This window comes from Nonomuraea sp. NPDC050478 (genome assembly GCF_044458265.1).
Taxonomy (GTDB): Bacteria; Actinomycetota; Actinomycetes; order Streptosporangiales; family Streptosporangiaceae; genus Nonomuraea; species Nonomuraea ferruginea.
Genome location: NZ_JBITHT010000013.1, coordinates 97,129 through 110,357, shown reverse-complemented (window position 1 = coordinate 110,357; position 13,229 = coordinate 97,129). Strand labels below are relative to the sequence as shown.

The following is a 13,229-nucleotide window of genomic DNA, read 5'->3' as shown; positions in this document are numbered from 1 at the left end:
TGCGTTGGATCGTCGATCGCGTTTACTGGCACGTTCGTGACACGCTTCACTGACATTGGCTGGCAAAACGCACGTCAGAATGTAGATGCCATCTGTCAGTAGATGGCAATTCTGCCGCATCCGTCAGCAACGTTGCGTTATTGATCATCTACGGAGAAGATCAACATCTGCAATCATGGTGTGCCTCGAAGCGCCGAGTCATGCTACTGGGATCGCGGCTGGATAGTGCGACTTCCTGATTTACTTGCCGGCACAGTCCCCGACTATGCGCTGACCAGTGCACTGACACCTCGTGGCAATTCGGGGATGGCAGTTTCGTGGCAGTTCGCAGTCAGCTGATTGCAGCTGTGACGCGCAGGCTGAATGTCAGCGGAAACGCTGAGCTGTGACGCGGCTCGCGAGTACGAGGCAGTCGACAAGTTCGATGCCCTCAACCGCAACCCCTATCGGGCTCACTATGGATCCGTCACAGTTGACTTGCCAGGAGAGGGGGAGGTGCAGATTGCATATATGGGACGAATCACATGCGGTCACAACCCGTACCTCATGGCGCTCACGGGCGTGTCCGCGGCAGGGCCCGACGGCTCCTCGGGAACGGACAGCGCGTCGAACTGGTCGGGGAGTCGGCGGGCGTGAGCGGCGTCCAGGACGCGGCGGATGGTCTTGGGCGCGACGTGATGCTCGCGGGCCAGGGCCTTGATGGCGGCGCCTTGAGAGTAGGCGGTGACGACCTCGGCGGCCTTGTCCGCAGGGAGCGCGGTCGGGCGGCCGAGGGTCTTGCCGGAGGACTCGGCGGCGGCGACGCCCTGGCGGGTGTTCTCGCTGATCATGTCCCGCTGGAACTCCAGCACCGAGGCCAGCACGTTGACCATCATCTTGGTGCCGGGATCATCGGCGGCCAGATCGATCCCCGACAGCCGCCCGGACTCCACCCGCAGGTGCAGGCCGCGGCGGATGAGGACGGGCCGCAGGGCCAGGATGTCGGCGACCGAGCGAAACAGGCGGGCGGCGTCGGCGATGCGGATGGTGTCGCCGACTGCGGCCTCGTGCAGCAGCTTGGTGAACCCCGCCCCGGTCCAGGGAGAGCTGGCGGCTGGAGGTGGCCGGGTCCTCGTAGACGGGGGCGCCGGAGGCGATCAGCGCGGCCAGGGCGTGCCGCTGGCGGGCGTCGGTCTGCTTGTCGGTTGAGTGTCGCAGGTAGACGCGGTCGGCCATGTCCGATCAGGTTCCTTCCCCGCAGGGTGGCCCGGGAGGTGTCCGGCGGGCTCTGAGGCCACTTTGGGGGCGAAAAGGAGGGGCGGAAGTGGGGATCGGATCTGAGTCGCCGTGGCTATCTGGGGTTGTTCGCATCTTTTCGCAGGGCAGGGAGATGTGATCTTGCCAGGCACGTAAAGGCACGTTGGCTGGCATGCTGGGGTGAACGCGTGTTCAGGTCGTGGTGATGTTCGTTCGATGCCTGTCCGCGGGGCCCGGTCAGCGCAGCGGCTCGCCGTAGCTATAGGTGCCCGAGCTGCAGGCCGTGAGCAAGTCGGCGCGCTTCAACGCGGCTGGCTGGTGGGGTGTGCCGGCTGGGTGGCTGCCAGGCTGGTCAGGAGCTTGAGCCGCTCTTCGGAGGTGCTGCCCGGTTCCGTGGTGTAGATGGTGAGGTCGTACACAGTCCGGCTGGAGATGGGCAGGTCAAGGGACTGGTAGGTCAGCTCCAGGTCGCCGACCTGCGGGTGCCACAGCCGCTTGCCGCCAGCGTGGCGGATGCGCACGTCGTGGGCGGCCCACTGGCCGCGAAACGCGGTGCTGAGCGTGGACAGCTCGCCGACGAGGTCGCGTAGCGCCCGGTCGTGGGGCTCGCGTCCGGCCTCGGCGCGCAGCAGCGCGGCGCTGATGGCGGTGGCCGTGTCCCAGTCGGCGAAGAACCGCTGGGAGCCCGGGTCGAGGAAGATGTAGCGGGCGAGGTTGGCGCGGCCGTGCCGGGTGGTGGCAGGGCTGTCGAAGACCGGCGCGAGCAGGGCCCGAGCCAGCGCATTGTGGGCGACGATGTCCTGGCGGCCGTTGCGTACGAACGCCGCCGACATCGTCATGGAGTCCAGCAGCCACTGGACGCGCGGCGGGACCTGGACGTCCTTGCGGCGCGAAGGTGCGCGGCGGGCGGGCCGGGCGGCCTGGGCCAGGTCGAACAAGTAGGTGCGTTCGTCCTGGTCCAGGCGAAGGGCCTGGGCGACCGCGTCGAGTACCTCTTGCGATACGCCGCTGATGTGGCCCTTCTCCAGCCGGGTGTACCACTCGGTGCTCACACCGGCCAGCAGCGCGACCTCCTCGCGGCGCAGCCCGGGGACCCGGCGCCGACCTCCGGTGGGCAGCCCGACCTGCTCCGGAGTGAGCTTCGCGCGCCGGATGGCGAGGAAATCCCGGATCTGGTCGCGGTTGTCGGGCCGGTCGTCCATGCTCCCACGGTAACCGCAGGGTTCGCGCAGGCGCCGACGGTAAGGGGGTTGAGCTTATCCCCCCTATAAATGCGCTCTGTCTCGCGCCAGGCCAGGCGGGTTTCCTGGGATCAGCGAATCGAACGCGACCTGCGACACGGAGATGGACCCTGTCCGACCAGCTTCTGTAGTGGTGATCGGGCCGCCCATCACCGTCGACGCCCTCCTGTGATGCACCACCAGGACCTCCAGCACCCGGGAGTATGACCATGACCGGCGAGACCGTACTGATCACCGGCGCGGCCAGCGGCATCGGCGCCCACACCGCACGATTGCTCCTCGACCGCGGCCACCGCGTGGCCGTCACCGGCCGCGACGAGACCAAACTCAAGTCCTTCCTCGACGAGACCGGCCACCCCGACCGGCTGCTCGGCATCATCGCCGCCGCCGCCGACTGGCCGGCCGCCCAAGCCGCCGTGACCCGCACCGTGGCACACTTCGGCGCCCTGCACCCGCGGTGGCCAACGTCGGCTTCATCCCCGCCGACCACCCACGCACCATCGCCGACGAGCCGTGGTGTTCCTATCGGAAGCGAGACAGCCACCCCGGCAGGTGGCCAGAGATCTCCTGGTCAAGTCTGCGGATAGTCCGGCTCCATTTCCACCGCATGAATCTCACCTGCAAAGGAGAAGTCCATGAAACGCATCGCCAAGCGCGCGGCCCTGGCCACTCTGGCGTCCGTCGCGATGACGGCCTCACTTGCCGTCGTCCTCCCGACGGCGGCGTACGCGATCGATGAGGTCCCGTGCGGCGACCGGACCGACCTCGTGCGCGCCACAATCCACGCAACCAGCAGCTCGTCAGTCGACTACTGTTACGCCAACGCCGGAGAGGACATGTACGCCCTGAACATCTGGTGGGTCACCCGGATCTCGACCGGTAACAACCGCGTCCAGTGGTACGGGGACGGAAGGTGGCAGCCGGCTCAGCCGATCCCGAAGTGGACCGTGTTCACCTGGCCGAACCATCCCGGTGGGGTCCGCATCCAGGGGATCAGGATCCTCTGAACTGCCGGCGATATCGGGGCGGCGATCCTGCCCGATCGCCGCTCCGGCCGGCAAGGCCCCGGGGCACAGCCCCGGGAAAGCCGGGCTCCCACATTGAGGTCGCGAGTTCGCGTCACCGCCACTGACATCAACTGGCTCTGGCTCACTCACGATGATCAGCTACTCAGGGTGAGCTCGGCGAGAGGATCCCGGTGCTGTTTCTCGTTATCGCGATCTTGTAACGGACCCCGCACGGAGATGGCCGCTCGTCAACGATCTGGTTTGTCGAGAACCTGATCACCAACGAGCGGCCGTGGGGATCATTGTGCTGCATGCTTCGGCAGGCGAGAACGCCTGCTGCCTTCGTTTGTTCTGCCCCGCGCTGCGGGAGATGGATGTCCTCAATGTTGAGGACCTCGGTGACACCATGCTGATCGCGGCGCGCACCGTGGCGAGTGAAGCCCCATGCCCGAAGTGTGGGCTGCCCTCGACCCGGGTGCACAGTCACAGTGCTGGGCGTCGACGACGTCGCGAAGAAGCGCGGACACTCCTACAGCACCGCCCTGGTGGACATGGACACCCACCGTCCTATCGATCGTAGGTGTTGGCCAAGGCGGCGACCGCCTGGGCGATGCCCTGGGACATGTCGGCCTTGTACTCGACGGTGGGCGCCTCAGGGCCGACCAGCTGCACCAGCTGGCGGATCCGGTCCATCGTCACCTGGGCGGGGGAGGCGTGCAGCAGCGCCTGGATCAAGGACACGGGTTTCATCATCGCCGACCGCGTGAACGGCGGGTGCCGATTCTCCAGGTTCGCCAGCGCCTGCAGGAGTACGGACAGCAGGATGATCGTCTTCCCGGCGCCGGGCGGGCCGTCGAGCACCAGCACCGAAACCTTCGGCTCCGCGTCTGGCCGCGCCGAGGTCGGGGGTGATGCGGCGGCCATGGCCGCCGCCAAGGGGTCTCAGCGGCACCGGTGACCAGGGCGCCGACAGGAACGTCACCGGTGGCTCGCCCCTCCCCCATTGGCCTCTGCGGGGCGGCAGCGCGTTTGCGTGAGCGCTGGTGCCCAGCAGCCGGGGCTTCCCGCCTCCGCAACCTGCTCCCCACCTCCCCAGCGGTCCTGTCCACGTGGGGCGCGCTCCATCTGTTCGACGCTATCGCCCAACGCACGCATGCGCCTCAGCCGGTCGGCGACCGGCTCCTGGCTCGCGCCGCCAAACTGCGCGGCCTGGCCGACGACCATGACCGCACCCGGATCACTCTGGAGACGACGACGTGAGCCCCGCCTTCGACGAGCGTGAGCGCATCCGCCCGCCCTGGACAAGGTGTCCTACCTCGGGGTCGTCGAGGCTGGTGTCAACACCGGTTGGCAGGTCCGACCGATGCGGCCCTGGTCCCCACGCTCCATCCGGGCTCATCACTGGACACCCCTGTTGGTCGCGGGAGATCGGGTGGCGGCCACGTTCGAAGACGACAGCAGTGGTATCGCCGTCACGTTCTTCCTCGACCTCACGGACGGGCGCCTGATCGCGGCCACTCCGCCAGGACCCACGCAGCACAAGGCGATCCTCGGCCCGGGAGAGTTCCTCATCGGCTCGCAAGGCTATGGAGCGTTCTCCACCTCGCACTACGACGCGGACGGCACGGTCCTGCGCGAATGGCCCACGCATACGATGCCGCTGGTCAACCACAAGGGACGGATCGTCGGGCCCGAGTTCGAGAACCGGACGCCGTCGCGATCTCATTTCGTGGCGTTGGAGCCGAACGGTGCGGTGCGCAAAGGCCCGCACTTGCCGGGCTACTACACCTCCTACCCGGTGCTGGACAGCGACGGCACCGCGGTGTTCTGGCGTGACGGCCGGCTCCTGGCCGTCACAGCTGACCTGCATGCACGTGAACTGCATGCCGCCCCGGACGACCAGCGCAACATCATGAGCCGCACCCTCATCCTCGAGCACGGACAGATCGTGTTCGCCCTGGACGATGAGCTCCTGCTGATCTCCGGTACGGGTCTGAGCCCCATGGACGCTGGGCCCTGGCCGTGCGATAACGGAGGCCTGCACGGCAATCCCGTTCTGGATGCCGGATGACGGCACCGAGCTGATCACGCGGTGGAAGCGGGAAGATCGGTGATGTCGAAGGTCAGGCGCTTGTGCAGGTTGAGCTGGATCTCGCCGTACGGGGTCATGTTGGTGTGGAAGACGGGGGTCAGGCCGCGTCGGTGAGGACGTCCTGCCATTCGGGGAGGGCGAGGGTGTCCTGGATCATGAGAGTGTTGATGTAGCCGAGGCAGGACTGCAGGATGTGCAGGCACAACATGCCGAGCTCTTGTTCTTCCTTGCGGTTGGAGGCGAGCTCTCCGCGTTTGCCGAAGCGGATGTAGTCGTTGACGCCGTTGTAGTTCTCGACCACGTTCAGGCCGGATTCGGTCTCCCGCTGCAGGTCGCGGCCCCGCAGGTAACGAGCGAGGAAGATCGATCTCTGGGCGCGGCCGACTTCGAGCATGGCGGCGTAGGCGGGGTGGGTGGTCTCGCTGGTGAACCGGCGCAGCAGTGCCTCGGTGGAGGCGGTGCCGAGCCGGATCGCGGTAGCGTACTTCATCATCAAGTCGTAGTTGTTGGCGATGATGTCCCACCGGATCGGCCTGGTCAGCGCTGGGCCGAGCAGCGGGTAGGAGAAGTCGTCCCCGCGCCCGGGAACGTACAGCTTCATCCGGTTGATCTGCTTGAACCGAGCGACCAGGTCGAAGTCCAGCAGCCTGGTGATGCCGAACCCGACGAAGCTCGCGCCGTGGGAATCGACGTAGTTCGCCTCGATCTCCATGTCGGTGCCATGCCGCATCGCACCCTCGACCATGGCGTGGACCTCAGAGGCCGAGCAGCTGATCAGCTGACTGTGCACGGCCATCGCCCCGGACGTCTCGACCGTCCAGTAGATCAAGACCCCGCGTTTCGCCCGCCGGTAGCGGGAGTGCCATTCGGTGAAGATGTTCTGGTCGTAGGCGGAGAAGTGAGTGGAGTCCGAGGCGACCGCGGTGGTGCCCTCGCCCCACAGGGCGGTGTGGCGGGCGGCGAACGTGGCGTTGGCGATCGTCCGGGCGATCTCGCGGCAGCCTTCCACGCTCAGGTAGCGGCGCCGCACGTACCGCAGGTCGTCCTCGTTGTGGTCATGGTCGCCGGCCGCCGCGGCGCGGATCCCCGTCCCGGTCCCGTAGGCGTAGATGACCAGGAGCAGCCGCTCGAACAACTGCTGGGGATCCAGGTGCCCTTGAACTCCGGCCGGGGAGAGGGTCTGGAGGCAGCCGGTGCGCAGGCACGTTTCGGCGAACATGTCCATCAGCGGGACTACGCCCCACCGGGACCGGATGGCGGCCTTCAGCCGGCGCAGGTTGACCGGCTCGGGGAGAGCGTCCAGCGGGCTCAGCTGGACCGCGCCGGTCTTCCGTTCGGAGATCTTCAGCCAGGGCAGCCGCTGGTGGCCGAGCGCGGCATTCAACTGCCCCAGCTCATGATCCAGCTCGTCGCGCAGTTCGTCGATGAACTGTTTGGGGTCCAGCGGCTTGCGGAGCTTGGCGTAGTTTTCCGCGCGCCGTGCCTCGTAGTCCTTAGGCAGGTCGTCGTCGGGGTTGCGCCACTTCTCTGCGCCCCTGACCCAGATCTCCTTGCAGCGCAGCTTCTCCCGCAGGGACTGGAACACCCCGCACTCGTACACGCTCCGCAGGATCCGCTGGCGCCGCTTGCTGTCTGCCCCGTACAGCAGATCTACGAGCTCAGGCGGGACGATGCCGTCGGGACGGTCTCGCCGAGCTCGTAGCACTTGATCCGGTTGGACTTCTCCGACTTGTACCGCTTGAGCAGGGCAAGGGCCTGCATCATCGGCGCGTGCACGGTGTTCGTCGACCCGAACTCCAGCGCCTCGATGATCTGGATCAAGCCGGTCCGGTAGTGGTTGGTGTAGGAGGCCTTGAACACCCGCTGCTTGTGCTGCCGGTAGGAGGTGCCCTTCGCCCGGTACTCGTGTAGCAGCGACACCAGCGTCATCTACCCGCCCGGCACCGCCGGGTAGATGACGTCCTCGACCCGTGACTCCGGTGCTTCCAGAGCGGCCTCGGTCATCTTGAACAGGATGTTCTCCTTGCCCGACACCCGCTTCAACTCCGCGACGAAATCGCTGGTCACCTTGGTCTCAGCGCGGGCGTTGATCCGGTGCACCGTCGCGATCAGCAAGTCGACTAGGGTGTCGGTGATCTCCCGGCCCCGGCAGAACAGGTACGCGGCAAGCAGAATGACCTTGATGTCGTGCGGGTGGTCCCGCAGATGCGACGGCGCCTCGGCCGCCACCCGCGCCCGCCATCCTTGAAGGATCTTCGGCGCGACGTCGGCGAACAGATCCTCCGGAAGGCCGATCGCTCCGATCGAGTTGAGCTTGAACACCTCTTTCTCGATCGTCTTCACGCTCACGCTCACGTTCCCCGGCTCCTCCCGGATCTTCGCGAACAGGTCGACGCCGGTCACCTCCTCGGCGTCGAACAGGGCGCCATCGTCGGTACCGGCCTGGTCCTCCACAGCGCCCGGATCGGCGGACTGGGCGATCAACGCGAGCATCCGCGCCACCGCCTCAGCCGGAACCCTGCCCGCGACCAGCGCAGTCTGGGTCTTCTCCGCCTGGCTGATCGCCTTCCCCACGATCCGGCGGATCCGATCCGGCGCGGGCTGCTCGACCTTGTCCTCCCGCAGGTGCGCGAGGAGCTCTGCCCGCACACGGTCGGCCTGACGCTCCTTGTCGCACACGTTCATGGCCAACCAGTCGGCGGCCTTGTCCGAATCGGCCATCGAGCACTCACGGAACCCGAAGTGCTTGCGGACCTCCTTGCGGTGCTCCTTGCTCGTCCGGCCGTCCCACTCATACGACTCGAGCTCAGCAAGGGGGACCTTCACCAGCCTGGCCACGTAGTCGATCGCTTGGTCCGGCAGCTCGTACCGGCCCTTGGGGAACCGGCCATGCAGCGAGTAGAACCGGAGCATCAGCGCGAACGCCAACTTGGTTGCCGGCCGCCGATTCGACAACAACGCCAGCTCGTCCCCGACGAGCGTCCAGTTCCCGATGAGCTCGTCATCATCCAGCACACGCGCCACAACGCATCCGGCTCTCTCGCGCATGAGCGGCACCAGAAGCCGCCACAAACCCTACGAATCCGGATTAATACTGGTCATCCAAGATCGGGCGCGTCCCGAAAACTGGCGAAGAGCCCCACGCCCCGATCCGTAGTACCGCTGAGCTGGGCTAACTCGAACGCTTGTACCTGGTTGCACGAGTCTTACCGACACCCCTGGTCGCCGTCCTGGTGGCCGCTGTCCTGGGCGCGACACCCGCGCTCACCGTGCGCCTGCTCCAGCGGCGCGGCACCGGCCTGCTGGAGGCGATGACCACCCGCGACACCGGGCTCCTGCGCGCAGCCGCCCGCATGAAGAGCTGACCTACCCGGCCGCTCCATGATCCCTTCACCGGTCACCGGCGTCCGCTCAGGCCACGGAGAGGTCGAGCCGGGTTTCCATGTCCAGCCGGAACCGGCCGTTGAGTTCGAGACAGTCGTCAGCACTGAGCGGCGCTGCGGCGTCAATAGCAACGCATGTCCAACCAGGTGCCGTCGTACATGCCGTCCAGGTGGAGAATCATGGAGTTCGTGGCGGAGGTGCCATCCACAGGGGTGCCGGACTCGTCGAATGGTGTGTAGGCGACCAGCTCGTAGTCGCCGAGGTCTCCGTCGGGGTCCTCGATCTTCGCCTGGCGGTAGTGGTTCAGCACCTCCTGGATGGGCCGGTCGGTGGAGAGCTCGAAACGGATGGTGTACCAGCAGTCGCCGGAGTCGCCGCTCACCTCGACGTGCCGGTCGAAGTACCCGAGGTCCGCTCCCGCCGGCGGAGGATACTCCTGGATCCGGTCCACCATGCGCGCCAGCCGGTGGTCATCGATCCATGCCGGCGCCTTGACGATCGCCGCGAGCAGCAGGAGCGGCACTAACGCCACGGCCAGGCAGCCGATTCGGCGGGCCGTTCGTGACCGTCTGGACTCTTGCGGTGGTACGGGTGCGGGCGGGTCCGGGGGGATCGACATGGATCACATGATCGCGTACCCCGTTCCCCCTCTCGCATGAAGTCCCGCTCTGCTCGGCGACGGCTATCGCATCGACCGCCGTCGCGCAGGCGCTCCTGCGCGACCAGCACACCCGACGCGCAGCTGATCAGATCGACATCGAGGGGCCGTCCGGCAGCACGACACCACCACCAGAAGGGAATGGGTATAGCCGGCCGGACTCTTCCTCCTGCCTGCCACTCAGCCGAGGCAGAACTCGTTGCCCTCGACGTCTTGCATGACCAGGCACGACTCGTTCTCCTCATCGGCAGGCAGGAGCCGTACGCGTACCGCGCCGAGCGGGATCAGCCGAGCGCATTCGGCCTCAAGGGCCGCCAGGCGCTCCTCCCCCACCAGCCCGGTGCCGACCCGCACGTCAAGGTGCAGCCGGTTCTTCACGACCTTGCCTTCGGGAACGCGCTGAAAGTACAGCCGCGGCCCCACGCCCGAGGGGTCACTGCATGCGAACCATGAATCCCGCTGCTCAGGCGGCAGCGTGCGATTGAAGTCGTCCCAACTGGCAAACCCCTCCGGTGGCGGCGGCGGGACGTACCCCAGCACCTCACACCAGAAACGAGCAACGCGCTCAGGTGATGCGCAGTCGAAGGTGACCTGAATCTGCCTCACTGATGCTCCCACGTACCAATCCTCCCATGGGTTGCCATACGTCCCGCGATCACCCACTCAGAAGGTCGGAGGGACCTTGCGAGGGCCGGGTCTGATCAAGAGCGACTGTCCTTGATCGCGCTTGCGTGGAGCATCGATATGGAGGGCGTGTGGAACCGCTGGAGCTTTTGGAGTGCAGCCCGCCGCTGACCCGCGAGCCGCTGGACGCCGCGCAGGCGGCCGGGGTGGCGCGGGCGTTCAAAGCGCTGGGGGATCCGGTGCGGCTGCGCATCCTGTCGATCGTGGCCAGCCGCGCCGGCGGCGAGATGTGCGTGTGGGACATCCTCTCCCAAGCCGCACTGCAGGTGTCGGCCTTCGACATCGCCTTCTACCTTGGGAATGCCCGGCGACCACAACGTGGAGACAAGCCCGAATCGATGATCCTTCAGCGGCCCGTGACCGCCTCCAGGGCCGACTTGGCCTGCTGCAACGCGCGGGCGGCGTCGACGCCAAGCTGCCGCGCCTGGACGGCGAACACCTGCGCCGCCTCCGCCAGGCGCTGCTCAGCGTCCACGCCGAGGGCGGAACCGGGAGTTTCGCAGACGTAGGTCCCGTGCCGCCCGCGGGTCTCGATGACGCCGTCACGCTCGAGCTCGCGGAAGGCTCGCGCGACCGTCGCCGTGGCCAGTCCCAGGTCCCGGGCGAGCTGCCGGATGCTAGGCAGGCGGGTCAGCGGCGGCAGCACGCCGGTGGCGGCCATAGTGGCGATCTGCGCCCGCAACTGCTCGTACGGAGGAAGCGGTGAGGCGGGGTCGAGATGGAGGATCATGTCGCCGTCCGGTCGGCTGTGTTGGAGGCCGCCTCGCCTGACGTGTGGCGCCTGACCGGCCACACGCGCGGATGCCCGACGCGCTGCCAGCTCAGAGGGGCGCCCACGAACACGCACGCCACCCCGGCCCACGGCAGGATGATCCGCAGGGCCTGGCCCTCGATGCCGCCCCCGATGGAGAAGAGCTCGTATCCGAGGAACAGGAACATCATGCCGAGACCGGCACCGGCCATCCGGTGGATCGTCGTGGAACGCAGGGCATCGTCGAGCCTCATCTGTGACTCGGATCCCACGGGCTGGCGCCGGTGCACGATGAACCAGAGCGATGCCTCCATCAACACCAGCACGACCGCCGCCGTCACCGCCGGTACGGGTCCGAACCCGAACCCGGCGCGGAGGTGGCCGGCGAGGAACCAGTGCCCGATCACGCCCACGGCGATGGTGGCCAGGCCGACGACACGGATGAGGCCCAGCGCCGGGCGCCCGATGTAGTCGGCCACCCGCCTGGGCACGAGGGCGGCCGCCTTCTGGGTACGTGGACGGGTCCAGGTCACCTCGGCCAGAACCGCCCCGAGCAGGTACCCCACCAGCCAGGACGGCGAGCCCAGCAGGTCGAACGGGAAGGGCGGGGACGGCTGGGTGTAGACCAGCGCCCAGACGATGCTCGTCGTGCCGCCCAAGAAAAGGGGGATGACGAACCCGACAGTGCGCAGACACCGGCTGCGGTCGAGGTAACGGCTCGCCTGGTCCCAGTCGAGGCCGGTGGTAGGAAGGCCATGGCCGGCGGCCCACTCGACCACTTGGGCGCGGCGGTGGGGGCGGAAAGCCCGGTACAGCAACAGCGCCACGATGGCCAGGAAGATCGCGATCCACAGACTCCAGCCGACCATGGCCACCCCAATGTACTAATGATGCAGCACATTAGCACGCAACCCGGAAACCCAGGGGTGTCTGAACGGTGACTTCGGTGTTGCGTTGCAGACCCGGAGAATCGGCGCCCGCCGTTCACACGGTCGACGATGATGAACCCGTGTCCTGGATCCAGGCCCGGTGTAAGCGGCTTCACCGATCAGAAATCCTCCGCCACGTCGTCAGTTCTGTAAGCCCTCTCGTACCGGTGGAAGGATTGACGACCATGACCGACGCCACACTGCAAGGCGCCGACGAGGCCACGTTCATCGCGGCGGCCCGCTCAGGCGACACGGCGCGGTTCGCACTCATCACGGAGCGCCACCGGCGTGAGTTGCAGGTGCACTGCTACCGGATGCTCGCGAACTACGAGGACGCCCAGGACATGACGCAGGAGACGTTCCTGCGAGCATGGAACAAGCGAGAGTCGTTCAAGGGCCACGCGGCCCTGCGGACCTGGCTGTACCGGATCGCGACGAACGCCTGCCTCGACTTCCTGGAGAAGCGCAACGACCGCACACCCGTACCGTCCGAGCTGCCGGACCCCGGCTCCGAGATGCTGTACCTGCAGCCGTACCCCGACCAGATGCTCCCCGAGGACCCACAGGAATCGGTGGTGGCACGGGAGACGATCGAGCTGGCGTTCATCGTCGCCGTCCAGCACCTGCCGCCGCGGCAACGGGCGGTGTTCATCCTGCGCGACGTCCTCGGCTGGCCGGCGTCGAAAGCCGCCGACGCCCTCGAACTCACCGTCGCATCGGTGACCAGCGCACTGCAGCGGGCCCGCGTGACGATGCGCGAGCAACTGCCCGACCGCCGCCTCGACTGGCGAAGCCCCGCCACCCACGAGCTGTCGGATGACGAGCGCGGCGTGGTGAAGTCGTACATGGACGCCCATGAACGCAACGACCTCGACCGGCTGATGGCCCTGCTGCGCGACGACCTGCGCTTCACAATGCTGCCCGATCCGGGCACCCTGGTCGTCACAGCCAAGGACGCGGTGGACGGCTGGGTCTCCAGTGGGCTCTTCCAGCGCGGCTACGACGACTGGCGCTGTACCGCCACGACGGTCAACCGCATGCCCGCCGCCGCGCTGTACCTCCGCACCCCCGACAACCCGGAATACCGGCTGTTCAACATCGCGGTCCTGCACATCGTCGACGGGAAGATCGCCGAGCTCACCGGATTCGACGCCACCGACAAACCATGGCTGGACCTGCCCCCGACACTGTGATCAGACGAGCCCAGCGCACGGGCCGCCCCGCCGGCAACGTCGGCGGGGCAGCCC

General features: G+C 67.2%; 17 protein-coding genes and 1 pseudogene. 6 read left to right on the top strand and 12 right to left on the bottom strand.

The features are described 5' to 3' along the window. Positions 1 to 530: 530 nt before the first annotated feature. From ACIBF7_RS43115 to ACIBF7_RS43105, 3 genes and pseudogenes are all read right to left on the bottom strand, one after another. A complete protein-coding gene (locus ACIBF7_RS43115; RefSeq protein ID WP_397199748.1) occupies positions 531 to 1,055 on the bottom strand; it encodes a recombinase family protein in 525 nt (174 codons plus the stop codon). Between the two features lie 25 nt (positions 1,056 to 1,080). Continuing rightward, positions 1,081 to 1,215 (bottom strand): annotated as a pseudogene (locus ACIBF7_RS43110) (hypothetical protein); the annotation flags it as partial. A gap of 323 nt (positions 1,216 to 1,538) precedes the next feature. Further along, positions 1,539 to 2,438: a helix-turn-helix domain-containing protein gene (locus ACIBF7_RS43105; RefSeq protein WP_271276497.1), complete on the bottom strand. Its 900-nt coding sequence runs from the start codon at positions 2,436 to 2,438 to the stop codon at positions 1,539 to 1,541. Positions 2,439 to 2,686: 248 nt separating this feature from the next. Here ACIBF7_RS43105 and ACIBF7_RS43100 point away from each other — a divergent pair, with 248 nt between their 5' ends. Next, the gene (locus ACIBF7_RS43100) at positions 2,687 to 3,064 is read left to right on the top strand and encodes an SDR family NAD(P)-dependent oxidoreductase (protein ID WP_397199722.1); all 378 of its coding nucleotides are present in this window, start codon (positions 2,687 to 2,689) and stop codon (positions 3,062 to 3,064) included. A 48-nt stretch (positions 3,065 to 3,112) separates the two neighbouring features. Further along, positions 3,113 to 3,484, top strand: a complete 372-nt coding sequence (locus tag ACIBF7_RS43095; protein WP_271276495.1) for a beta/gamma crystallin domain-containing protein — start codon at positions 3,113 to 3,115, stop codon at positions 3,482 to 3,484. Between the two features lie 567 nt (positions 3,485 to 4,051). Here the strand turns inward: ACIBF7_RS43095 and ACIBF7_RS43090 are convergent. Next, on the bottom strand, positions 4,052 to 4,351 hold the full coding sequence (locus ACIBF7_RS43090) for a hypothetical protein (RefSeq protein WP_397199721.1): 300 nt from the start codon (positions 4,349 to 4,351) through the stop codon (positions 4,052 to 4,054). 162 nt (positions 4,352 to 4,513) lie between these two features. Between ACIBF7_RS43090 and ACIBF7_RS43085 the strand changes: the two genes are divergently transcribed. Further along, complete coding sequence (locus ACIBF7_RS43085) at positions 4,514 to 4,744, top strand: hypothetical protein (RefSeq protein ID WP_397199720.1); 231 nt, start codon at positions 4,514 to 4,516, stop codon at positions 4,742 to 4,744. A gap of 172 nt (positions 4,745 to 4,916) precedes the next feature. Beyond that, a complete protein-coding gene (locus ACIBF7_RS43080; protein ID WP_397199719.1) occupies positions 4,917 to 5,555 on the top strand; it encodes a hypothetical protein in 639 nt (212 codons plus the stop codon). A 14-nt stretch (positions 5,556 to 5,569) separates the two neighbouring features. Here the strand turns inward: ACIBF7_RS43080 and ACIBF7_RS43075 are convergent, their stop codons facing one another. Genes ACIBF7_RS43075 through ACIBF7_RS43060 form a run of 4 tightly spaced genes read right to left on the bottom strand, consistent with a single transcriptional unit; the run spans position 5,570 to position 8,600 of the window. Then, the gene (locus ACIBF7_RS43075) at positions 5,570 to 5,704 is read right to left on the bottom strand and encodes a hypothetical protein (RefSeq protein ID WP_397199718.1); all 135 of its coding nucleotides are present in this window, start codon (positions 5,702 to 5,704) and stop codon (positions 5,570 to 5,572) included. Beyond that, a complete protein-coding gene (locus ACIBF7_RS43070) occupies positions 5,674 to 7,176 on the bottom strand; it encodes a transposase (RefSeq protein WP_397199717.1) in 1,503 nt (500 codons plus the stop codon). The genes ACIBF7_RS43075 and ACIBF7_RS43070 overlap by 31 nt, the downstream gene beginning before the upstream one ends. A gap of 50 nt (positions 7,177 to 7,226) precedes the next feature. Continuing rightward, positions 7,227 to 7,496 carry a hypothetical protein gene (locus ACIBF7_RS43065; RefSeq protein ID WP_397199716.1) on the bottom strand — a complete coding sequence of 90 codons (270 nt, stop codon included), beginning with the start codon at positions 7,494 to 7,496 and terminating at the stop codon, positions 7,227 to 7,229. 9 nt (positions 7,497 to 7,505) lie between these two features. Then, on the bottom strand, positions 7,506 to 8,600 hold the full coding sequence (locus ACIBF7_RS43060) for a DUF4158 domain-containing protein (RefSeq protein ID WP_397199715.1): 1,095 nt from the start codon (positions 8,598 to 8,600) through the stop codon (positions 7,506 to 7,508). Positions 8,601 to 8,809: 209 nt separating this feature from the next. On the opposite strand from ACIBF7_RS43060, the gene ACIBF7_RS43055 reads away from it, so the two are divergent. Further along, positions 8,810 to 8,941, top strand: coding sequence for a hypothetical protein (locus tag ACIBF7_RS43055; protein ID WP_397199714.1), 132 nt, complete (start codon positions 8,810 to 8,812; stop codon positions 8,939 to 8,941). Positions 8,942 to 9,081: 140 nt separating this feature from the next. Here ACIBF7_RS43055 and ACIBF7_RS43050 read toward each other — a convergent pair whose 3' ends face one another. The 4 genes from ACIBF7_RS43050 to ACIBF7_RS43035 all read right to left on the bottom strand — a co-directional run bounded on the left by ACIBF7_RS43050 (position 9,082) and on the right by ACIBF7_RS43035 (position 11,922). Next, positions 9,082 to 9,492, bottom strand: coding sequence for a hypothetical protein (locus ACIBF7_RS43050; protein WP_148031697.1), 411 nt, complete (start codon positions 9,490 to 9,492; stop codon positions 9,082 to 9,084). 306 nt (positions 9,493 to 9,798) lie between these two features. Continuing rightward, positions 9,799 to 10,224, bottom strand: a complete 426-nt coding sequence (locus tag ACIBF7_RS43045) for a VOC family protein (protein WP_397199713.1) — start codon at positions 10,222 to 10,224, stop codon at positions 9,799 to 9,801. Between the two features lie 424 nt (positions 10,225 to 10,648). Continuing rightward, complete coding sequence (locus tag ACIBF7_RS43040) at positions 10,649 to 11,032, bottom strand: GntR family transcriptional regulator (protein WP_397199712.1); 384 nt, start codon at positions 11,030 to 11,032, stop codon at positions 10,649 to 10,651. Then, positions 11,029 to 11,922: a hypothetical protein gene (locus tag ACIBF7_RS43035; RefSeq protein WP_397199711.1), complete on the bottom strand. Its 894-nt coding sequence runs from the start codon at positions 11,920 to 11,922 to the stop codon at positions 11,029 to 11,031. The genes ACIBF7_RS43040 and ACIBF7_RS43035 overlap by 4 nt, the downstream gene beginning before the upstream one ends. A 245-nt stretch (positions 11,923 to 12,167) precedes the next feature. On the opposite strand from ACIBF7_RS43035, the gene ACIBF7_RS43030 reads away from it, so the two are divergent. Next, positions 12,168 to 13,175, top strand: coding sequence for an RNA polymerase subunit sigma-70 (locus ACIBF7_RS43030; protein WP_397199710.1), 1,008 nt, complete (start codon positions 12,168 to 12,170; stop codon positions 13,173 to 13,175). Positions 13,176 to 13,229 lie beyond the last annotated feature (54 nt).

Bases quoted from the DNA above. Each gene is read 5' to 3' on its own strand.
- ACIBF7_RS43095 (WP_271276495.1), top strand. From the start codon at position 3,113: ATGAAACGCATCGCCAAGCGCGCGGCCCTGGCCACTCTGGCGTCCGTC.
- ACIBF7_RS43040 (WP_397199712.1), bottom strand. From the start codon at position 11,032: ATGATCCTCCATCTCGACCCCGCCTCACCGCTTCCTCCGTACGAGCAG.
- ACIBF7_RS43075 (WP_397199718.1), bottom strand. From the start codon at position 5,704: ATGGCAGGACGTCCTCACCGACGCGGCCTGACCCCCGTCTTCCACACC.
- ACIBF7_RS43035 (WP_397199711.1), bottom strand. From the start codon at position 11,922: ATGGTCGGCTGGAGTCTGTGGATCGCGATCTTCCTGGCCATCGTGGCG.
- ACIBF7_RS43030 (WP_397199710.1), top strand. From the start codon at position 12,168: ATGACCGACGCCACACTGCAAGGCGCCGACGAGGCCACGTTCATCGCG.
- ACIBF7_RS43100 (WP_397199722.1), top strand. From the start codon at position 2,687: ATGACCGGCGAGACCGTACTGATCACCGGCGCGGCCAGCGGCATCGGC.
- ACIBF7_RS43105 (WP_271276497.1), bottom strand. From the start codon at position 2,438: ATGGACGACCGGCCCGACAACCGCGACCAGATCCGGGATTTCCTCGCC.